Annotated in this window: 16 protein-coding genes; 5 read left to right on the forward strand and 11 right to left on the reverse strand. The window is 58.3% G+C overall.

Annotated features, from left to right (window positions below):
- Nucleotides 1-69: 69 nt before the first annotated feature.
- Entirely contained in the window at nucleotides 70-495 is a 426-nt protein-coding gene (locus FYK55_RS03585) for a hypothetical protein (RefSeq protein WP_150074963.1), read from the reverse strand.
- A gap of 323 nt (nucleotides 496-818) precedes the next feature.
- On the opposite strand from FYK55_RS03585, the gene FYK55_RS03590 reads away from it, so the two are divergent.
- Nucleotides 819-1,226 carry a hypothetical protein gene (locus FYK55_RS03590; protein ID WP_150074965.1) on the forward strand — a complete coding sequence of 136 codons (408 nt, stop codon included), beginning with the start codon at nucleotides 819-821 and terminating at the stop codon, nucleotides 1,224-1,226.
- A gap of 199 nt (nucleotides 1,227-1,425) precedes the next feature.
- On the opposite strand, the gene FYK55_RS03595 is transcribed toward FYK55_RS03590, so the two are convergent.
- Complete coding sequence (locus FYK55_RS03595; protein ID WP_150074967.1) at nucleotides 1,426-1,899, reverse strand: hypothetical protein; 474 nt, start codon at nucleotides 1,897-1,899, stop codon at nucleotides 1,426-1,428.
- A gap of 293 nt (nucleotides 1,900-2,192) precedes the next feature.
- The gene (locus FYK55_RS03600; RefSeq protein WP_201743614.1) at nucleotides 2,193-2,711 is read right to left on the reverse strand and encodes a hypothetical protein; all 519 of its coding nucleotides are present in this window, start codon (nucleotides 2,709-2,711) and stop codon (nucleotides 2,193-2,195) included.
- A gap of 464 nt (nucleotides 2,712-3,175) precedes the next feature.
- Here FYK55_RS03600 and FYK55_RS03605 point away from each other — a divergent pair, with 464 nt between their 5' ends.
- From FYK55_RS03605 to FYK55_RS03615, 3 genes are all read left to right on the forward strand, one after another.
- The gene (locus tag FYK55_RS03605; RefSeq protein ID WP_150074969.1) at nucleotides 3,176-4,243 is read left to right on the forward strand and encodes a hypothetical protein; all 1,068 of its coding nucleotides are present in this window, start codon (nucleotides 3,176-3,178) and stop codon (nucleotides 4,241-4,243) included.
- A gap of 315 nt (nucleotides 4,244-4,558) precedes the next feature.
- A complete protein-coding gene (locus FYK55_RS03610; RefSeq protein ID WP_150074971.1) occupies nucleotides 4,559-6,886 on the forward strand; it encodes a glycoside hydrolase family 31 protein in 2,328 nt (775 codons plus the stop codon).
- 209 nt (nucleotides 6,887-7,095) lie between these two features.
- On the forward strand, nucleotides 7,096-7,335 hold the full coding sequence (locus FYK55_RS03615; protein WP_150074973.1) for a hypothetical protein: 240 nt from the start codon (nucleotides 7,096-7,098) through the stop codon (nucleotides 7,333-7,335).
- 104 nt (nucleotides 7,336-7,439) lie between these two features.
- Here the strand turns inward: FYK55_RS03615 and FYK55_RS03620 are convergent, their stop codons facing one another.
- Nucleotides 7,440-9,983: an alpha/beta hydrolase-fold protein gene (locus FYK55_RS03620; protein WP_150075327.1), complete on the reverse strand. Its 2,544-nt coding sequence runs from the start codon at nucleotides 9,981-9,983 to the stop codon at nucleotides 7,440-7,442.
- Between the two features lie 366 nt (nucleotides 9,984-10,349).
- Between FYK55_RS03620 and FYK55_RS03625 the strand changes: the two genes are divergently transcribed.
- On the forward strand, nucleotides 10,350-12,206 hold the full coding sequence (locus FYK55_RS03625) for a redoxin domain-containing protein (RefSeq protein WP_161604282.1): 1,857 nt from the start codon (nucleotides 10,350-10,352) through the stop codon (nucleotides 12,204-12,206).
- A gap of 133 nt (nucleotides 12,207-12,339) precedes the next feature.
- Here FYK55_RS03625 and FYK55_RS03630 read toward each other — a convergent pair whose 3' ends face one another.
- From FYK55_RS03630 to FYK55_RS03660, 7 genes are all read right to left on the reverse strand, one after another.
- Nucleotides 12,340-13,419, reverse strand: coding sequence for a Gfo/Idh/MocA family protein (locus FYK55_RS03630; protein ID WP_150074977.1), 1,080 nt, complete (start codon nucleotides 13,417-13,419; stop codon nucleotides 12,340-12,342).
- Nucleotides 13,420-13,655: 236 nt separating this feature from the next.
- Nucleotides 13,656-15,077, reverse strand: coding sequence for a sulfatase (locus FYK55_RS03635; RefSeq protein ID WP_150074979.1), 1,422 nt, complete (start codon nucleotides 15,075-15,077; stop codon nucleotides 13,656-13,658).
- A gap of 564 nt (nucleotides 15,078-15,641) precedes the next feature.
- Nucleotides 15,642-16,610, reverse strand: a complete 969-nt coding sequence (locus FYK55_RS03640; protein ID WP_150074981.1) for an alpha/beta hydrolase — start codon at nucleotides 16,608-16,610, stop codon at nucleotides 15,642-15,644.
- Nucleotides 16,611-16,720: 110 nt separating this feature from the next.
- Nucleotides 16,721-18,079, reverse strand: a complete 1,359-nt coding sequence (locus tag FYK55_RS03645; RefSeq protein ID WP_150074983.1) for a DUF1552 domain-containing protein — start codon at nucleotides 18,077-18,079, stop codon at nucleotides 16,721-16,723.
- Entirely contained in the window at nucleotides 18,066-20,147 is a 2,082-nt protein-coding gene (locus tag FYK55_RS03650) for a DUF1592 domain-containing protein (protein ID WP_235908394.1), read from the reverse strand. The genes FYK55_RS03645 and FYK55_RS03650 overlap by 14 nt, the downstream gene beginning before the upstream one ends.
- Nucleotides 20,148-20,340: 193 nt before the next feature.
- Nucleotides 20,341-21,306, reverse strand: a complete 966-nt coding sequence (locus tag FYK55_RS03655; protein WP_150074985.1) for a polysaccharide deacetylase family protein — start codon at nucleotides 21,304-21,306, stop codon at nucleotides 20,341-20,343.
- Nucleotides 21,303-21,566: a hypothetical protein gene (locus FYK55_RS03660; RefSeq protein ID WP_150074987.1), complete on the reverse strand. Its 264-nt coding sequence runs from the start codon at nucleotides 21,564-21,566 to the stop codon at nucleotides 21,303-21,305. The genes FYK55_RS03655 and FYK55_RS03660 overlap by 4 nt, the downstream gene beginning before the upstream one ends.
- Nucleotides 21,567-21,572: the final 6 nt, after the last annotated feature.

Raw genomic sequence — 21,572 nt, forward strand, 5'->3', positions numbered from 1 at the left:
CAGACGGTTGGTGATCCTGCCAATCCCGAGCTCTGTCGGATGTGGCTGACTGCAGGGAACGCGGTCCAACTAGCCTTCATCGCGATCGATGTGGTTCACGCGGTCGGGGTCGATTCCCGCCGATCTCAATCCGGATTTCCAACCCAAGTAAACAACATACAGGAATGCAATCTGCGGTCCCCAGCAGCAAAAAGAGGCAACGGAAAGCTCAAAGCCAGCTTCAGCGGCTCCCAGGAAAGCGGCGACCACCACTCCGAAGACGTACAGTCCGAAAAGCACACCCCCGGCAATGGCATAACGTGCGTTGCGTGTTCTCCCGTAGCGAGACATCAAAAACGCAATCGTTGGGCCGAAGACGTACAACAGGGCGCCGATGGCGATGCTGCCGTCGTAGCCCGCCAGTCTCGCGAGCGCGAACACCAAGGCGAGCACAAAGGTTGCAACCAGAAGCTGCTGGATGCCAAACTGCGTCGGTTTCGGTTTCAGCTTGAGCACCCCATTCCGTTTCCCGCCAGTTTCTTCTCAAGATCAAGGAGCGCGGTGAAACGATCACCGGTCAGCCCGAGGGCAACCGCAAAAGCCGGTTCCGGGTGCGGTGATTTACCGGGAATCAAAACACTGACGCTACCAATCTTTGGAACCGCCCCAAGAGCTGCGGGTGCAGTGTAGCGGTGCCTTGCACCCGGCGGGCGTCCGCTGACTTGCATTTTCCCCAAAGCGTGCAATAGACAGCATCGCCACCGCCTGGAGGGCTACACCGACTTCGTGACGAACCAACTTTCCGACGATCTTCCGATGGCATTTCTGTGAAGACTCAGGTGCATCACCGCTCAAACCGCTTCATCGACACGGCTATCTTTGCGACCAACTTTTCGATCGCAACGATCTTGCTCATGGCCTGCGTGATCGCAATCGCAACCGCGGACAACCCGTTCTCTTTTCTGAGTGGCCTGTTCCTGGTGGTTCCCGTTTTGGGATACGCGATAGCCGAATGGGCTTGCTGGTATCGAGAGCGAAATTGGCTCGGCCGACCGCTGGGAATCCTGAACCTGTTGCTGGCTGCGTTCTTCCTTTTTGCTGCCGCCACCAACGTCATCGAGGTGGCCCAGGATCGTGAATCGGTTGATCCATGGTTCCTTGTCGTCTTCGGACTTGGCTTCGGAATGTTTTCGGCCTACCTAGGCTACTGCGGTTGGCGACGAATTCGTCGAGCACCGTCACCGTGATTCACTGGACGGGACCGTTGCTGTCGCCGCTCCGCGGCTGGTGGTGTTTAGGGCAGGCGTTTCCGTCGGCTCACGCCGACGGCAGGGATCTGTCGCCGCTTCGCGGCTGCAAAACAAGAAAAGGGCGTCGGGGGCTGCCGTCGGTTCGCGATTGGAGGTCCTGCCGTTTGGCTTCACCCTGCTGTTCAGCGAGCAGACGTCAACGTTGTCGGTAAATCCAGATGCCGTTCAAGACGGTCCCGGCTAGCAACACGCAACCTCCCAAGAGGACCAGCGTGATCCATAGCAAGCCGCAAACCGTCAGGAAAGCCGTTAAGACAATGGTGGCCGCCAGACTTATTTCGCCCGCTTCCAGAATGGCGGGCCCGTATTTCGCGAACAATGTCAACGAAACCAAGATGTAGACGGCAGCAGAAACAAAGCTCACGCCCAGGCAGGCGAGTCCGACCAGCCCCTCCGTGATTTCTCTGCCACCGGCTGACAACACCATCATAGTCACGATGCTTGTCAGCAGTCCGATGACGAGCGCACGCTGCCAGGGACCGTAAGAAGCGATTTGCTTGTCGCTCAATGACGCATCGGACAGCTGGTTGAACAAACGAACACCCAGAAGTCCACCAAACAGGCCGACACCCGCTCCAGCAGCGGCAACGAAAGTTCCGATCACCAACATGGTGTGACCTCACTCTGACATGCAAATAAGCCGACGAACGCACGAAACTCCCCATGCGGACGCAAAGCGACTTCATTCCGGTGGGTGGATGGGAGGCGCCAGTGGAACCCTAGGTCGCGGATGAAACCGTGTCAAATGCCGATGCCGGTGGCACCACGGCTTTCACCGCGCGCCGAACCGTCGGCTTGCGCCGACGGCAGAGCGCTATCGTCGCTTTGCGACTGCATGACAACGATCGATAAACGCCGCGATCCACTCGGCAACTCTTCTTCGGATGAATGCTCGACCAAGACTCACCGGTCCGATCCGTCTGTCCTTCGCAAGACTTTCTGAATCGCTGCGCACAGTTCTTGGGGTTCATCGGTTCCAATGCGAAACTTGCGTTGGTTCGGCAAATCCAACTCGACGGCGTCCAACCCCGAGACGTTGAACATCCAGCCGTGGGGAATCAGTCGGATCCCCCAGCCGTAGTACCAGCGGTTTCGCACCACCCGCGCATCGACAATCTCGTCCACACGAAAACGCCGCCGAATCACTCCGGGACCGAACGATACCGTCACGCTTTCCGTCGTCACCTCAACCTGTAGCGCGTAGAACAAAAAGATGCAGCACAACAAGATGATCAGGACGGTGACGACCACGCGAGAGTCAGGCGCCGGCGCCCCCACCCAAACCAGGACCGTCATCACGGCACCGATTCCCAGAGACCACAGGATCAGCGTGGCGACTTGACGATGCTTGTAGATCGGTTCCATCTCGGCCTCATCCGGCTGGGAAGCTTCATCGCGGGCTTTTTCATCTTCAGCCGCCACGCTTCGGCGCGGCGTTTCCTCCCAAATGCGATCTTCCTGCTGCGCACTCGCAGTGAACCGTTCACCGACGCCGACCGAGCAGGATGACCATCAAGTTTAACGATTACGTTGACTTCGCCGCCCACTTGTCTCGCACGGGGCGCGCCGTCATTCGATCGCGCCGTGTTCAAATTCTCGGTCGAATTCGGAATCTGCCTAACGGCACAGCGCCGCTTTTGGTGAGCCGCGTGGCGCTTGACACAGGTTCTCTCGCCCCAACCGGCGGCTAGCGCCTTGCCGCTCATTGCACTGCAAATCACGGTGTTTTTGATTGAAAGTGGCACTGTCCAGCTATTTACCGGAGGTTCGATTTCCAGTTGATCCGATAAATCCAATCATAGCGAAGATCGGTTGACCCCCATCACCTTTTGGGTCAACGCGATTCTCATCGCGCATTGATTCACGGGAACTAGGTTTTCCAACCCATGTTAGCGAGACCCTGGATTCTGCTGTTGTTGCTCGCGTGTGGCCCGGCCACATCCCGGGCGGAGGAATGGTGGTCGTTGGACACGTCCACTTGGGAATGGACCAATGCGTCTGGCGACGACGGATGCGATCACTGTGATTCACTGAGTGATGCCGAATTCTGGGGCCAGGCGGAATGCGACGGTGCATGCGACTCTTGTCCTTCCTGCTCGATGCGTGCGGGTGGGGATTCATCGGGCAGCGGCTGTTCCCGGTTGGCGTACTGGAACAGGCCAGCGGAGAATTTTGTCGATCGCATCCTGCCTCGTTCGAACTTGCCCTTTCCGTTGTTGAAAGGCCTGGTCGAGGGCCGTGACGTGCCGCTGCCGTTGCACTTGGGATCGGGAGTCGTGTTCACGGAGATGGACCGCAATGTCGCCGTTTCCGACGTGCGATTGGGCCTGGGGGATGATACTCCCATGTCGGTCGATCGGGTCTCCGTCCCGACCTCCAAGTTCCATGCCTCCAGCCAAATCGCCAGACTGGATCTTTGGGTGCTCCCCTGCCTGAACCTTTATGGAATCGTCGGGCATACCAAATCGACGGGTGACATCACCGTCACGGTCGATCGGTTTCCGCTGCCAGGATCACCACCGGTTGATTTGAGAATCCCCGTCGAACTGAAAGGCACGACGGCGGGATGGGGAATGACGACCGGGATCGGCGCGAAGAATTGGTTTGCGATGCTGGACATCAACAAAACGTGGACCGACTTTTCCCAGCTCGATTCCAGTCTCACCGCATTGGTCATCGCACCCCGAGTCGGGATGCCGATTGACCGGCCGTGTTTCAAGGGCGAGATGCACGTCGGTGCCATGTGGCAGGACACCAACCAGACGGTCGAACTGACCTTGGATCACCCCATCTTGGGCGACGGGTTACACGTCGAAGTCGATCAATTTGAGCCCCGACCGTGGAACTTTCTGGTGGGAGGTCTATGGGCGATCAACGAACGTCTGCTGTTCATGGTCGAGGGGGGAATGGGTGGTCGCAGCTACGTCATCTCAGGGATCACGTTGCGACATTAGATCGGTCGCGGCCCAATGAAGCCGTAAAGCTACTCGCGAGCGTGTGATTGGTTTGGGATTCGTCGCATCGTGAGACTCTTTACTAACGGGCGTGATGAGCGGAATGACGCTGCACCCTGTCTGAAAACTCGAAAAACCCGGTATCTGCCGTCGCAACCGCGTCGGAGAGCCACGCTCCGGCGAGCGTCGCGACTCGTTATCAGATAAAGCCTGGCTGGTGAGCAGTCTGCGGTCCCACAACCCTCGGCCGGGCGGTCATCATGGATGGGAATGAACGAGTGATCTGCGCCGCCACCCTCCTTGTCTGACGTTGCCATGCTTCTGAATTCCAGTCAGCGATTTCGAGCTACCGTTTTCGCCGGAGTCTTTATCTGCCTGTGCGGAGCCACGCGGGGGCAGGGCGTGCGGACGGCCGAAGAGGCCGGCGTGTTGACAATCCGCTCGGCAGGAAATCAGACCGTCCGGATCACGCTGCAACCAGCAAATTCACCTTCCGACGTCCCTTCCACGCCGGCGTTGGTTCGATCCGCAGACGAGGATGAACCGAGATTGACACTCACCCGACTGGACGGACCTGTCTCCAGACGCATCGGGCAGCTGGACGTGGAGGTCCGCCCTGATCCGTTGACGGTGGTGGTCAGCAAGGAAGACCGAATCGTCCAACGCGTCACGTTCGATCCCGACGGCTCGCTACGTTTTCGGCTGGACGACCATCCGGTGTTGGGCCTGGGAGAAGGAGGTCCGCTGCCGCCGCGCGAAACCAACTGGCGGAAGTTGCCGGTCGAATTCGATCGACGTGGCCGCCTGCACCGCATGCGACCACGCTGGCAAGCCGACGCCTACGGATCGCGGAATCCGGTTCCCCTGATGATCGGCACCGGGGGCTGGGCGCTGTTTGTCGCGACTCCGTGGGGACAATTCGACTTGTCCGACGCGGGTGAAGGTGTCTTCACACCGATGCAGCCCGGTGATCCCACCCAAATGCAGCAATCACACCAGGACCAGCATGAGCAACGGGGCAAAGGCATTCCACCGATGAGCTCGCTGCGACCCGGCGTGTTCGATCTGTTCGTCTTCGACGCCAGCCAGCCGGCGAACTTTTTCCAAGACGTCGCGACGCTCACCGGAAAAGCGGCTCTTCCGCCACGGTGGGCCCTGGGTTACATGCAATCGCACCGCACGCTGGAAGACGAGGACCAGCTTCTGTCGATCGTGGACACGTTTCGGCAAAAGCAGATTCCCCTGGATGCGGTGATCTATCTGGGGACCGGATTCACTCCACGAGGTTGGAACACGCCGCAGCCATCCTTTCAGTTCAACCCAGAGATCTTTGATCGCGACCCTCGCGAGGTGATCGCCGACCTGCACCGGCGTCACGTGAAAGTCGTCGTTCACATGGTTCCCTGGGACCGCGACAAGCTGCCGACGTTGGCCGGCAAAATCCCACCGACAAACGATGATCAGGTCCGGCCTGGGCACTTGGCGGATTACTGGTCGCAGCACCGCGACCTGGTGGAAGCGGGCGTTGATGCATGGTGGCCGGACGAAGGCGATTGGTTCAACCTGTTCGAACGCATGAAGCGACACCAACTGTACTTCGAAGGTCCCCTCTGGACGGATCCAACGACACGCCCCTGGAGCCTTCATCGGAACGGTCACTTGGGAATCGCCCGCTGGGGCGGTTGGGTTTGGTCCGGCGACACGACATCCAGCTGGAAAACCCTGGAAGCACAAATCGCGGTCGGGCTCAATCACTCCCTGAGTCTTTCCCCGTTCTGGGGATCGGACATCGGCGGTTTTTTTCCGACGCCGGAATTGACCGGCGAGCTCTACGCGCGATGGTTCCAATTCGGCGCCTTCTGTCCCAGCTTTCGCTCGCACGGCCGGACCTGGTGGACGCGACTTCCCTGGGGCTGGGGCCTGTCAGAATTGGGCCCGTTGGAAAGTCAATCGCCACCGCTGGAATCAGAGCTGAACAATCCCACCATCGAACCGATCGTCAAGGAATACGCACAGCTCCGATATCGGCTGCTGAGCTACAACTACACGTTGGCCTGGGAAGCTCGCGCGCGTGGGCTGCCGATGATGCGTGCCATGTGGGTGCACTATCCCGACGATCCGCGGGCCCAGGGTCTGGGCGATCAGTATCTGTGGGGTCGTGACCTGTTGATCGCGCCGGTGTACAAGCCCGGAGCCAGCGAACGCGCGGTCTACCTGCCCGACGGACATTGGTACGACTGGTGGAACGGCGAACAAAATCGTGGCGGGCAAGTCGTCCATCGTCCCATCGATCTTGCCACCATGCCAATCTACGTCCGTGCGGGCGCCGTCTTGCCGATCGATCCGCAACGTCAATACACCGACGAAGCGGTGGACGCCCCGTTGCCCCTGCGCGTCTATCCGGGAGCCGACGGCGAATTCACTCTCTACGAAGATGACGGCACGAGCATGGCCTACCGGGACGGTCAATCAAAGCAAACCCGATTCGTCTGGGACGATGCCTCCAACACCCTGACAATCGACGTCGTACCCACCAGTGATCGGCAACAGCATCCCCAGCGGACCTTTCAGGTCAAACGCATGCCGGACGGCCCGACGGTGCCGGTGGTCATCGAGAACGGACGAGGCAAAGTCGTTTTCTAGATTCGTCGTCGGGCACAGCCTGAACTAATGGTAAAGAAAACGGGTTGATTAGTCGTCAGGCACAGCGTGACCTACCCCCTGGACCGACCGATCGATTGATCGGCTAAAATCGGGGTGATCCCCAGCAGCCGGATCCTGGCGCAAGTTGCTCCTGACCAGCTGCCGAACCTTTGTTCCCCTTTGCTCTTGAAGTTACTGGAGTCCTCCCGATGGCGACCCGTTTCGTTTTGAACCCGCCGATCGACGCCGATGAATTCGATCGCCGGTACTCGATCCCGCAGCACATCGAACACCGCATTGTTCGAAGCGACAACGAAGCGGTGGTCGATGCGATCACGATCGATACCGACGGCGAAGGTGAAATCTTGGCTGTCGAGCAAGAATTGCGGTACGCCTTCGAACACTGCACGCCGACAATCGAGCGCAGCGTCCCACTGGACGCACAGTGAAGCGACGGAAAGGCTCGCCCACGGGCGCCCCGAGCGACCGTCGCATTCCTGGCGGCTGAACAGCCGCCAGGGTTCTGGACCCGTCCTGGGCTTTCCACCCGATTTCACTCCACCGTCAATTTGCGGCCGTAGATCTTGGAGCCGTGCGCGATAAACAACGTCCGATGTCCGGGCCCCGCCAGGATGCAAGTGGTTAGCGGCTGGTCGGGGTTCGGCTTGGGCAGCACACCGCACGGCCGGCCGGTCGGATCGAAAATCTGCACGCCCACCTCGCTGGTAATGTAGTAGCGTCCGCGCTTATCGACAGCCATTCCGTCGCCACGAGCGGCTGAGACGTAGGGAGGCGGCCTGTTGAATTGGAAGTCACCCTTCGGATCGATCGCCCGCCGCATGGTCATTACAGGCATCTTGGCATCGAGCGACCCGTCGGGCTGAACGCGAAACATCCAAGAGAATTCACCACCGTAGTCTGAAACGGCCAACGTTCCGCCATCGTTGGAAAGCGCGATGCCGTTGGGCTTGGTGATTCCGGTGTCGACCACGGTGACGTCACCCGTGGCCGGATCAATCCGCGTGACTTGCCGTGCCCCCGTTTCAGTGATCAGAATCTGGCCCTCGCGGGTCACCGCCAAATCGTTCGGTTTGACACCCTCGGCAACCGTTTTGACTTCGCCCGTCCGAGGATGAATCGAGACCACGCGGTTCTGCGCACCCTGGCAGCCGTACAGCACCGATTCATCGGGAGCGAATTCCAAGCCACTGACGGACTCCTTGGCGATCAGCCTACGAGATCCATCGGCCGCATCGACACGGTAGATTGCCGGGGCACGCATGTCGCAAAAGTACAGATTCCCGACCCGATCGGAGCACAACGCATCGGCGAACCCCAGGTCCTCTGCCACCACGTTCCACGATTCTCCCGGTATCAGCAGGTTCAGCAGCGTCAGATCACCGCGAAGATCATCCTGCGTGTTGTACTGGGGTGTGTGTGCTTCGTTTCGCCACAACCACTTCATCGCGTCGGGGAAGCGTGAACTGCCAAAGTCGGCGTTGTGGGCGTAGCCTTCTGCCCAGTCAAACCGCACGTCGTATCCCATGTACTGCAGTGCGGACGCCATTCGTTGATTGGCCCAAGGCCAGCTGCCAAAGGCGTTGTCAACGTCACCGCTGGTATCAGCCATGTACACACGGATCGGCTTGGGCTCCGTCTTGCGAACCAGCGCCGGGTAAACGTTCCCGCCTCTCAGATTCGTAAAACTGCCGACACTTGAATACACCTTCCGGAACACATCGGGACGTTCCCAAGCCGCGGTGAAGGCGCAGATGGCGCCGGAACTGGAACCTCCGATCGCACGCATTTCCGGGTCGGACGACAGACGGTAGCGTTTTTCCACCTCCGGCAAGATCTCTTCCAGTAGGAAACGAACATAGCGGTCTCCCAGGCTGTCGTATTCATACCCGCGGTTGGAAGATTTGTTTCCCCGTCGCGGCTTGGACTTTTCGTGCCCCGGGTTGATGAACACCGCGATGGTTGGCGGCATCTCGCCGCGAGCGATCAGATTGTCGAACACGATCGGAATCCGCCAACGTCCCTTCACGTCGCGCATCCGTTCTCCATCTTGAAAGACCATCAGGGCCGCCGGTTCACTGTCCGTGTATTGGGCGGGCACGTAAATCGACCAATCACGGATCGTGCCGGGAAAGATTTTCGACTCCCACGGCGGCATCCGCTCCACGGTTCCCTGTGGGACATCGTCTTTCGCGATGGCATCGGGATGCGGCTCCCAAGCGGGCTTTGTCTCCTGGCTGGGCAGGTGAGTCGATTCCGCGTCCGGTGACCAAAGCCAGCGAAGCGCATCCGGAAAAACTTCAGCGGCCCACTTTCCGCTATGGCCTCCGTCGGTGATCACCAACTTGTAGGTGTAGCCGGCAAACTGCAACGCCGCCGCCAAGTCCTGGTTTCCCAGCGGCCAATTGCCATGCAGATTGTTCAAATCGTCTTTCCCGTCTTGCAGGTAGACCTTGATGGGCTTGGGCCGGTCCTTCGTTTGCCGCACCAATCCCGGATAGGCCCATCCGCCGCGGATGTTGGTGTAGCTGCCGATGTGGCTTAGCACCTTTCCGAACTGATCCGGTCGTTCCCAGGCGACGGTGAAAGCGCAGATTCCACCGGAGGAGATCCCGCACACTGCCCGATCCGCCGGGTCGGAAGAAACATTCAGCCCGTCCAATGCGACCGGCAGGAACTCATCGATCAGAAATCTCGCGTAGCGATCTCCCAGCGAGTCGTATTCGAACGATCGGTTGCTGCGATCACTTGCCCCAGGCTTCGTCGACGCGATGACTCCGGGATCCACAAACACCGCAATCGTGGTCGGGATCTGCTGCTGATCAATCAGTTCGTCCAAAACCTCCGGCACACGAAACGCACCATCGCTTTTGGCATAGTTGGAACCATCCATGAACACCATCAAATTGGCCGGCTGATCGGCGCTGTACTGCGCCGGGACGTAGACGCTGTAGCGGCGTGTGGTGCCCGGAAACACCTGGCTGCTGGAGAACTGGTTCGATGTCAGCTCCCCGCGCGGAACTCCGTCAGATTTCTCGCGATCGACAACTTCTTCGGCCATGCTTGGATACGCGAGCATCGCCAACAGCAGAATCAATACGGCGTTCAGGGGTTTCATGTCGATTCCGAATCAGAAGTGGAAGCAGAGGTGGGGAGGTTTCGGGGAGGCGTGTCCGCCATCGGGCAATCAACGCGACGGAGCGAGGACGGTCCAATCATCGTTCGCTGGAACCCGCCGAACAAGCCTGGCAATCCGGAGTCTCGCGGTGACGCGGAGGCATTCGTTTCGCGTCGGAACACAAGTTTTTGGTTTACAGTCGCACCTAAATCGGGTATCCAAAGGCATCGACGAGCACTGCTCGGGGGGCGACCGCACCTTTCCGGAGACAGGGTGGAGACCGAATCGACTCCGCTTGCCGTTCTTCTTGCCATGGAAACTCGAATCATGTCGACCTTTCAGCTGCGGATTGCTCGGACCATGCTGGGCTGTCTGGCAATTTCGATGACGTTGTTTTCTTCCGCGGCAATGGCGGGTGACCAAGAACACTCGATCGATCGTCAGATCGAATCCTTCACGTTGCCCGATTATCTGGGGCGAGACGTCTCGCTTGCGGATTTTAAGCAGCATCAAGCGATCGTCGTGTGTTTCTTGGGAACGGAATGTCCGCTTGCCAAGTTCTACGGACCGCGACTTCAAGCGCTAAGCCAAGCAATGGCCAATCGCGGTGTCGCGTTCATCGGAATCAATGCCAATGTGCAGGATTCGTTGACCGAAATCGCCGGCTATGCCAGGCGACACGACATTGCATTCCCGATCCTGAAGGACCTTCGCAGCCAGGTCGCCGAGCAATTCGGTGCGACTCGCACCCCGGAAGTCTTCCTTTTGGACAGCGACCGTCGCATCCGTTATCAGGGACGCGTCGACGAGCAATTCACCTTTGGTTCGGGTGTCGGACTCGCACAGCCCAATGCAACGCGAGCCGATTTGAAGCTCGCCATCGAAGAACTGCTTGCCGGAAAACCGATCACGATCAACTGGACGCCCGCCAAAGGGTGTTTGATCGGAAGGGCGAGAGAAAAAGCCGATCAGCCAACCTTCACCTATTCGGAGCACATCGCCGGCTTGATTCAAGATCACTGCCAGAACTGCCACCGCGACGGCCAGATCGCTCCCTTTGCCCTGGATTCTTATGACGAAGTGGCCGGATGGGGTGAAATGATCGCCGAAGTCGTGCGTGAGCAGCGAATGCCGCCGTGGCACGCTGGCGAGAAGTCCACCGCACATTTCCTGAACGACGCGCGTTTGAGCGATGCCCAGAAAGAAATGATTTTCCAGTGGGTCGAGGACGGATGTCCGGAAGGCGACCCCGCCGCCACGCCGCCGCCACGGCAGTTCACCAGCGGATGGTTCACCGATGAGGATTTCGATAACGTCGTTTACATCGCCGATCAGCCCGTGCCGGTCAAAGCCGAAGGCGTCGAAGAGTATCGCTACTACGAGGTCCCCGGCGTGGATCATGACCGCTGGGTGAAGACCATCGAATGCCTGCCCGGAAATCATTCGGTCGTGCACCACATCATTGTGTACGCTCGGCCTCCGGGCGGCGAACCGATTCCTCAGGGCTCCACCGGTGTCAAAACGCGACACTTCAGTTGGCTGGGTGGATTCGCCCCCGGAACGCGTCCCTTGCAGATGCCCGACGGCTGGGTCCGGATGATTCCCGCCGGATACTCATTGGTCTTCGAGATGCACTACACGCCGATCGGCACGGCCCAGACGGACCGCAGTGCCATCGGGCTGATCTACGAAGCCCCGGAGAAAGTCGAACGGGTACTGCGAACCAGCTTGACCATCAACACCGATTTCAAAATCCCACCGCATGCTGCGGATCATCGTGTGCGAGCCGACCGTCCGTTCGAGCGCGACACCCTGGTGCTCGCTCTGTTTCCCCACATGCACGTGCGGGGAAAATCGTTCCGCTATGAACTGGTTGACCCCGATGGACAAAGTCAGATTTTGCTGGATGTGCCACACTACGATTTCAACTGGCAAAACAGTTACACCCTGGCGGAACCCTTGTTGATCCGCAAAGGAAGCCAGTTTCGGACCACAGCTCATTACGACAATTCCGATTTCAATCTGGCCAATCCAAATCCGGACGAAGAAGTCACCTGGGGCGAGCAGTCGTGGGACGAAATGATGATCGGGTTTTACGATCACGGAGTCACGGTGCCGGAGGCGCGGCGTTTGTTGGCCGAAGACCTGGAAATGCTCGAGCAGCAGCGCCGGGAAAGACACTAGTCGGACGAGGGACCATCACAAAAGTGCACGGTGTCCGTCGACTCGCGCCGACGGCAGGGGGATGTCGTCGCTTTGCGACTGAACCCCATGTGGTTGTGTTTCTTTCTGACTCGCGGAGAATCGAGCACGGCCGTCACTGCACCAGTGGGACGGTCTTTTTCTCGCGTGCGCTCAGTGCGGCGGAATCGACGATCTGCTGTCCGATGCGACTGATGTCCGTCGAAAGTGGACCAGTGATTTCCGTATCCTTTTGGATCACATCGACCATGTATTGAATCGGATTCTGAAACGGCGGCGTCAACGGTTCCGGCTGAATCCATTCCCCTTCCGGACACTGCCGCGTTTGCACACGCATGGATGTGTCGTAGTCAAAACTGGAGATGGTGCCTTCGCTACCAACCAGCACAAAGCCACACTTTGGTTGCGGCTGATGCGTCCACGGGTCGGTGAAGGTTCCCCACCGGGTTTCGAATTTGGACAACCCGGTTTCGTACCGGGCGACCACCACACTGTGTTCGTCCACTTCCAACCCGGCCGGCTGGTCGACCATCGCGGAAACTTCGATCGGGCTGCGGCCGTCCATGTACCAAGTCCCCAAGGTGGTGCCGTAGCCGAGATAGTCCAAAAGCGATCCGCCGCCGTGGCTTCGCTTGTAGAACCAGCTGTTCGGTTTCTCGCGTTCGACTTCTTCCGCCGTCCTCTCCACTTTGTCGGCCACGTGCCACAAAGGGCCTCGGTTGCCTCCATAGTAGTGAACTTCCACGCATTGCCCGATGCGTCCTTCGTCGATCAACCGCTTCGCCATCCGGTGCGATGCGACCCACGCCAGGGGCCAGTTGATTGCCAGCCGCACTCCGGCCGATCGACAGGCTGCGATCATTTGATCGGCCTCCGCGAGCGATCCCGCGAACGGTTTTTCGACCAGAATGTCACAACCGAACGGCGAGATTCGCTCGGTCCACTCACCATGTTTTGAGGCCGCCGGACAAAGGATCGCCAGATCCACCTTGTTGGCCGCAAACAACGATTCCGGCTCCTGGTGGACCCGGTCTTCAGAAATCGCAAAATTCTTGGCGGCATCCCGCATCCGTTCCGGGTTCTCATCGCAGACTCCGACCAGTTCCACGTCCGGATGGTCGTGCGCCATCCGCAACAAGTCTCCCATGTGAAAGTGATCGAAGTTGATTCCGGCAACCCGAATAGGAAGTCCCATTAATCTCTCCAGCGGTTCCAGTCGTTTTCGGCGATGCTGTTCACGTCATCCAAAGACTATCTTGACAGCGCCATCCGTAATCAGAAACACCGTGACCTGCAGTTCGATTAGCGGCAAGGCGCCAGCCGCCGGTCGATGCGAAAAAGCAGCTGGCGCCACGCGGCTCACGCAAAGTGCCGTGTCAAATAAAACGCATCACGATCCGACGGCGTCCAAGCCAGTTTCACAGACCAACCTCATCGGCCGGCGCGGGCCGGCGCGCGATTGGTTGTCGGCAGGGCCTTGGATAGATCCGCGATCACGCCGGAATGTTGATCCGATAACTTGCCTGCCACCAGATTATTCCACTCCTGCGGATCGGACACCATGTCATACAGTTCTTCACTGCCGTCATGGTAGCGAATGTATCGGTAGCGATCCGACCTGACCGCGTGATTATCTTTGCCATGAGTCGTGACCGCCAAATACGGCCAGTCGGCAGACGCATCGCTCAGAAGTGGAACGACCGACCGTCCTTCGACACGGTCGTTTACGGGCAATTCACAAAGTTCCACCAACGTCGGATAGATAGAAAGCAGCTCGGTCGGTCGAGAACAACGCTGTCCCGCCGGTTTCTCCGGAGCCACGATGATCAACGGGACATGAGTAGATCGTTCCCAAAGCGAGAACTTTGTCCAACGACTCTTTTCGCCCAAGTGAAACCCGTGATCGGAATACAAAACGACGATGGTGTTGTCGGCATGAGGCGACCCGTCCAACGCATCAAGCAACCGACCAACTTGCTGATCGGTCCAACGGATGCATGCCAGGTAGGCCTGGACGGCGGGTTTCCATTGGTTTTCCTCCACAAACCAACTGTGCGGGGGCGGTGCGCGGTTTGCCGTCACGTCGGCCGCGATCGCTGGAATGTCACTCCAATCGTCCTGCTTGACGTCCGGAAGCGTGACTTGATCGCGGGACAGCATTTCATAGATTCGCCGCGGTGAATAGAACGGGACGTGCGGTCGATAGAAGCCGACGGTCAGAAAGAACGGCTTCTGTGCATCCTGCGACAACTGCTCAATGGCCCAACTGGCATCCACGTGATCCTGGAATAGGCCTTCGTCGTAATCCTGGGGACCAAAATCCCACAGCCCTGGTTTGTCCTGGGGAAAAGTATTGACGATTCGGACGTCCAGGTCCTTCAACCGTTGACCGGGGCGCGGACCGACAAGATCAAAATCGTCCTTCGGAAGCCGTGATCCGTGATAGATCTTGCCCGTTGTGGCCGTGTCGTATCCGTGCTTGGCGAACCACCGCGGCATGGTGGTCAGCTGATTCATGTGGTCGACGTTCCAAGGCAACGGACCATTCATATAGATGCCACTCGTTGACGGTCGCACACCGTACATGACCGAAGTCCGGGAGGGGTTGCAAATCGGCGCCTGACAGTGGGCATTGGTAAACAATGTTCCGCGGGCGGCCAGACGATCAATATTCGGCGTACGCGTGTCTGGGTGCCCGTTCAAACAGCCGACCCAATCATTCAGGTCGTCAATTGCGATCAGCAACACGTTCGGACGAGTCGAATGGGCGGAGGAGGATCCGAAAAGGCCAACGCCGATCGCAATTGCGAACAGCGTCACAAGCATTCGAAACGTCATCAGAAATCGATTCATCTTAGTTAACCTTTGGAAACGACACCCGCGTCATTCGGTGGCTGATCAACCGCAGGCTTGTACGGAATGTGTTTGGGTGGAGGTCACAATCGGTGTCGGCAGGAACAGGAGCGACGAACCAGATATCATGAAATGAAAGGGCGTCTTCGAACACTCCCCACCGAGTGAACCGTCTAGCTGGAAAACCCGACATTAAAACAAAAACACCGTGATTTGCAGTGCAAGGAGCGGCAAGACGCTAGTCACCGGTTGATGCGAAAAAACCCGCGGCTAGCGCCACGCGGCTCACCCCAAGAAATGCTGTCCACTTCCCGTCGCTAAGAAAGAACACGTGGCTCACGCCAAGTGGCATTGTCCACTCCAGTCGCTGAGCGACGACAGCCCCCTGCCGTCGGCGTAAGCCGACGGACACCGTCTCCCGAATCCCACCAGCCGCGAAGCGGCGACAGCAACACCGACTCAGCGAAATGAGCCGCAATCTTCCCCTCGCTGCGTTCGACCCACCTTGGAAAGGAGGGTCAACTGTTAACGTGGCATCCTGCAAAACACCTCGTCCAACAAACTCTATCGCGATAACAAACGAGCGCTCAAGTATTGCGTCGGAGTCTCGTACACAACGTCGGACGCGCCGGGGTAGACGAGGACGCATTCAACGCCGACGTCTTGGCAACGCTCGCGCAGCTTCACGCCAAAATTGGACGTATGCGTAGGATCCTTCTGCGGCTCTCCCAATGCAGGGGCAGCCGTGTAGAAAAGGTAGATGGGTGGATCATCCTTGCTGACCAGTGCGTACGGAGAATACGCGGCGATCCAGGGAAGAATTGAATCTCGCTGCGCAAGAAACTTGTCAAACGGTCGCAGCCCGAACGCGTGCCCACCGTAGCGGCTGTTGGGGGTCCACTGCTTCATTTGCTGCGGATCCAGCGTCGTTTGGGCGCCTTTGACGGCGGCACACCACAGACGCGTCGATTCGCGTGAAACCGGATCGTCACTTTGTGGATCCGCCAGATCATCATGAAAGGCTAGCCATAACGATGAACAAGCACCGGCCGATCCACCCGCGGCTCCGATCCGTTGTTTATCCAGATTCCAATTCTCCGCTTGGCTGCGGATGAACTGCAAGGCGCGAGCGGCATCGTGCAACGGTCCCTTGACCGGTGGCTCCATTCCCTCAGCCTCCGCCTGCGGCACAAAGCGATAATTGATGGCGGCAACCGAGATTCCTGCCTGCAAAAGTGCAGGTGCGTCGACGAATCGTTGCAACCGCTCCTTCGAGCCGCCCATCCAACCACCCCCGTGAATCACCAGGACCAGCGGCGTCGGCTGATCTGACTCTGCGATCCACAAATCCAACACGTTTCGATCATGTTTGCCGTAGCGCACACCGGCCAACGTCGGTGGTGGGACCTCCCGATCGTAGGTTTCGCTTCGCTCCTTCGATGAAGCATCCTTTTGCTGCGGCGCGACTTCGGCCGACGAAGCCTCAATGATGGGAAGCATTAGCGTCAACAACACGGCGGGAATGATCTTCATGAGAATCTCTGTCGGAGAAAGCGAAAAGCAGGAACCTCGGACGGGAAGGTTCGCATTCCTGGGGAAAAACTCGCTGCATCGATCGGCAATTATCCGGTTTCGCCGCCCAGCTAGGTGAGCAGCGCACCGATCTCGCCGGTGCTATCGGCAAAACGATCCAGATCCACGCCCATCATTCTGGCCTGCGTCAACCACAGGTTGGCCAAGGGGGTTCCCTCGGGCATGTTGATGTGATTGCCGGAATGGATGCGTTCGCCTCCTCCGGCAACGATAATTGGCAGGTCGTTGTATTGGTGCGTCGAACCGTCACCGAGCCCCGATCCATAGGTGAACAAAGTGCTGTCGAGCAACGTTGTTCCCTCGGCAACCTGAACGGCATCCATCCGGCCCAGCAAGTAAGCGAACTGCTCCATGTGAAAGCGATCGACTTTCAGCAGATCATCAATCATCTTGGTCTGATTGTGAGACATTTGATGATGGCTGCGCGGCGTGTCGAACAGGCTGTCATACGTGAACGGCGTGTCCCATCGTTCTGGGCCGATCATGAAAGTTGCCACATTCGTCAGCCCCGTCTGCAACGCGACCACCATCAGATCGCCCATCAATCGGATGTATTCTCCCCGTGGCAGGCGGGCTTCGGGCGGTTCTTCAAAATCCGCCTTCGCCAACTCAGACTTCATCGCTTCCAATCGGTCCATTTGCTTTTCGATCGCTCGAATCGATTCGAAGTATTCGTCAAACTTCTGGCGGTCTTGGTAGCCAAGTGCCTTGGTGAGGTCCCGTGCGTCCTCCAGAACCAGATCGGTGATGTCCCGATAGTCATCGATTTCCGTGGTGCTGAACAAGCGACGGTACATCTTTCGCGGGTCACGAATCGACGGGGCCAGATGGCCGGTGCCATACCACGAGATGTTGTCAAAGTAGATCGATTCCTTGTTGTCCCGGTGACTGTTGCAACTGAATTCCAGCGTCGGAAACGGCGTTTCGCGGCCGACGGCGTCGGCGACGATGTGATCCAAGGTGCGGTCAAGCGGCCATGCCGATTCCTTGACCGAAAACGGAGGCGCACTGCTGAGGTAACACGACGCACACTGCGCGTGAACGTCCGTCCCTTGCTGAAACGTTCGATCCATGCCGGTGATCAAGGCAACTTTCTGTTTCCATGGATCGAGTGGTTTCATCGTCGGTGTCAGCTCTGTCAGCGGCTTGACACTGAACCGCGGGTCCTGCTTGCCCAGGGACCGCATCACCCCGCCCAGATTCCCTTTCGGAATCACATGGTCTGCTTCACCGGGAAAGAATCCCCGGCGGACGACGCCGATCGGAACGTAATAGTGGGCCATCCGCAATCCGGGCCGCCCGGAGGACGCCATGGCGGACCGTTCCAACCAGGGTAACGCCAACGTCGCGCCACCGATCCCGCGAAGAAACTGACGTCGGGATGTCGATCGGGATTCAGTCGGAGACATCACTGTGAGGCTCGCTTTGCGGGGTGTACTTTCGTCGAAACGGCTCACTGAGCACGACGTGTTTGATCAACGTTTGAATTCGATAATCGTCGGCCGCTGTTTCCTGGGCGATTAGGTCGACGGCCGCCCGGTCCGATGCGTCCAGTCGTCGAGCGAGCGCGAAGGAAAGCACGTGGCCGGAAAAGCCACGTGCAAAGCGGTCCTTTTCCGCCAGGATCGCGTCCTTGAACTCGATCACGTCGCCAAACGCATGCTTTTGGAAAAGCACGCCTGACATATCGACATCCCGCCCGTTCTGGTAGCTGTCTCGCCAGACGCCGATCGGGTTGTAATTCTCCAACGCGAACCCCAAGGGGTCGATTTGTTCATGACAGCCGCGGCAATCGGCTCGCTCACGATGCGCCGACAACCTCTCGCGCAACGTCAGCTGCTCTTCACCACCTGGCGGCTTTTCTGGCAACGGCGGCACGTCGGCCGGAGGCGGATCAGGTGGGTCGTTGAAGATGACCGACGCCAACCAGGCTCCGCGTGTGATCGGCTGGGTTCGATTCGGTCCCGAAGTCATGGTCATCACCGCCGCATTGGTGATCAGACCTCCGTAACGTCGATCGTTGACCGGCAGACGGTCAAATGTCAACGTTGTCACTTCGCCGCTGTGTCGATTCTTTCGCACCTCCGCGGGAATCTCTTCTCTATACGCTTCCCGCAACAACAACGATCGGTACGTGAAATCGGAGTCAATGAACTGAGTGATCGATTGGTTCTCGATCAAGACTGTTTCGAACAACAGCAACGGCTCCACCATCATGTGCATGCTGTCGCGGTACTTCGCGAAGTAAAACTCCGGGAATTGCTCGGGATCCGGCAAGGATGAGATGATGCGATCCAACTGCAGCCATTGGGCGGGAAAGCTGTCACAGAATCGCTTGATTTTCCGGTCACGCAGCATTCGGTCCACTTGCCCCGACAGAACGTTTGCGTCCTGCAACTTGCCGGCACTGGCCAAATCGCTCAGTTCCTTGTCCGGAAGACTCCCCCACAGAAAGAATGACAACCGAGACGCGAGCTCGAAGTCGGTCAGCGGAGACGTTTCTTGCTCTCGCGTGCCTCCGTCGTACAAATACAAGAAGTTGGGCGAGGCGATCGCCGCAGCAGCCACGGCCTTCATCGCATCGGTAAACGGAACGCCTCGGTGGATCTGCCTGATCACGAACGATGTGTAGCGATTCAGCAATTCGTCGGAAACCTTTCGACGAAATGCCCGCCCCAGGAACCATTGCATCCGATCGCGCACGATCACGTCGATTTCATCCTGACCTGCCGACGGCGGGGCAAAGAAATCGTTCCAAATCCCCACGCGTCGCGGCGTGAAATCGGGACTCTGAGTGATCGACTGGCTCAGCTTCAAAAAGGATTCCATCAACAGTGGCGACAACGACAAATGATCCGCCTGGTTGTCGAAACCGTGCTCGGCGCGAAGGTCCTGAGGAAACATCGCGACACCAGCCAATCGTGGCTCGATCAACTGAGATTTTCCCAGGGGTCGACTTCCAACAACCACCGTGTCGGCCATCACGCCGGTTTCGGGGCGGAAATAGTCTCGATGCACCCGCACCATCTTTTCCGGCAGCGTGAAGACCACGCAATCCAACTGAAACAGATCGACCACCGCATTGTTGTACTGGAACCGATTCAAGCGGCGGATCGGTGCCTGGCTCCTTTCGGCCTGGTCCGACAAGGATTGATGCAACGCCTCGCGCAGCGTCTGCAGCAGCATCGTCCGCTGAACGCTGGACAGTTGCGATGCATCCTCGGGCGGCATTTCGCGGTGTTCGATCACCCGAATCAGATCATCAAACAACTCCGCTTCCCGAGCACTCGCCTTCCCGTTCTGCCACGTCATCGTCAACAAATTGACGTCGCCATTGACCTCACCGTCTTGACCGTGGCACTGAACACAGTGCTGTTGCAGCGTCGCGCGCAGCGAATCCCCCGCGTCATCGACGGCGACGCCCCGTTGGGTCGCAACGACCAAGCAGATCGCGATGAATAAGAATCGAGAAATCACGGTGCAGGGCAACCAAAGGGGTGGGCAAGCAGGGGCGGGAAAGGCGGGTTCCTGTGAGACGGGCACTTCCGTTGATGACACGGTTGCGACCTGAATTTCTCACTGGAATTGTACTTCAGAATACGGTCCCACCTTCGCACCCGCAAGAAATCGGTGGATGCGTCCTGTGAACGAGATCCGCAAATTCACCAACCTACCGGGCCTGGGCCCCATCTTCTTTCGTGTTTCGATCACGAATCACGGTCGCCTGATCGGTCGGCGAAATCGACGGGTCGACATACTTCGCCAGATCCCGCAGGGCAATGACCTGATAATCCTGACTTGCCAGGTAGTGCAAATAGGCCTCAAAGCGATCGCGCCGGCTACTGACCCAGTCATGAGCGGTGTCGGGCACGCCATGGAATTGCAGAATCGCGATGCGACCCTCCTTGGCCTGCTGGACCGCCTGAATGAAGTCCTGCAGATCCCAATCGGGACGGGCGTCTCCCGCCGATGGCAGCAAGTACGGGTGATGCTTCCCGGGCTGGAATGCGACACCGCGTCCGCCCTCGTACGGAAACTCCGGCGCCCCTCCTCGACGGGCGAACAGAATGCCATGTTCTTTCAGGGTGTTGAACGCTTTGGGGGTCCGTGCGTTTCCAGGCCACGCGAACGTCACCGGTTTGGGAATGCCGTGATCCTGGCACTGCTTTTCGATCGCTTCCAACTGTTCCGGCAACCGCTGGTAGGTCTTTTCGGTGATTCCCAGATGATCGCGGGTATGGTTTCCGATCTCAAACCCGTCGTCGTGCAGTTGGCGGATCTGTTCCCAGGTCAGGTAGTCCTCCTTATTGGTTGCAAAGTCCCAACCTTCGGTAATGAAGAACGTTGCACCAAATCCGTACTTCATCAACAACGGGCGCACGACCGTGTAATGCGACTTCGATGAATCATCAAATGTCAGTACGACCAGTCGTTCAGGGATCGGTTGACGCTCGGCCGTCGGAGAATCACTTGGAGGATCCTGTGCCCATCCCACGGCCGACATCGACAGGACGCAAACAATGCCGATGGTCAACCACGTTTGACGGAAACTTCGACCCGTGCTGCCAAAACTCCTCAGGACCTTAGAAATTCGACCGTGCTGGCAACATTGGAAACCGGAGAGCGTTTGATTCATTTCCCAGACCGTTTATTGAAGATGGCGATCACTGCGATGATGCATCCCACACCGAGCAGCAGGAGCCAGATGAGAGGGTCCAATCGCAAACCGAAGACGAAGCGGACCGCCCAGGCGCCCAGGATGAACAGCAATGCCATCGTGGCCCACCCGACGGAAGACGCACGATTCCGTTCCGGCTGGTTCTGATCGGGGATTGGGACCGGGTCGTATGGATTGGGCTTCTGATCTTGACGTTCATCCGGCTGGGAGCCGTTCATCCGACG

It is taken from the genome of Roseiconus nitratireducens (assembly GCF_008629675.1).
Classification (GTDB): domain Bacteria; phylum Planctomycetota; class Planctomycetia; order Pirellulales; family Pirellulaceae; genus Stieleria; species Stieleria nitratireducens.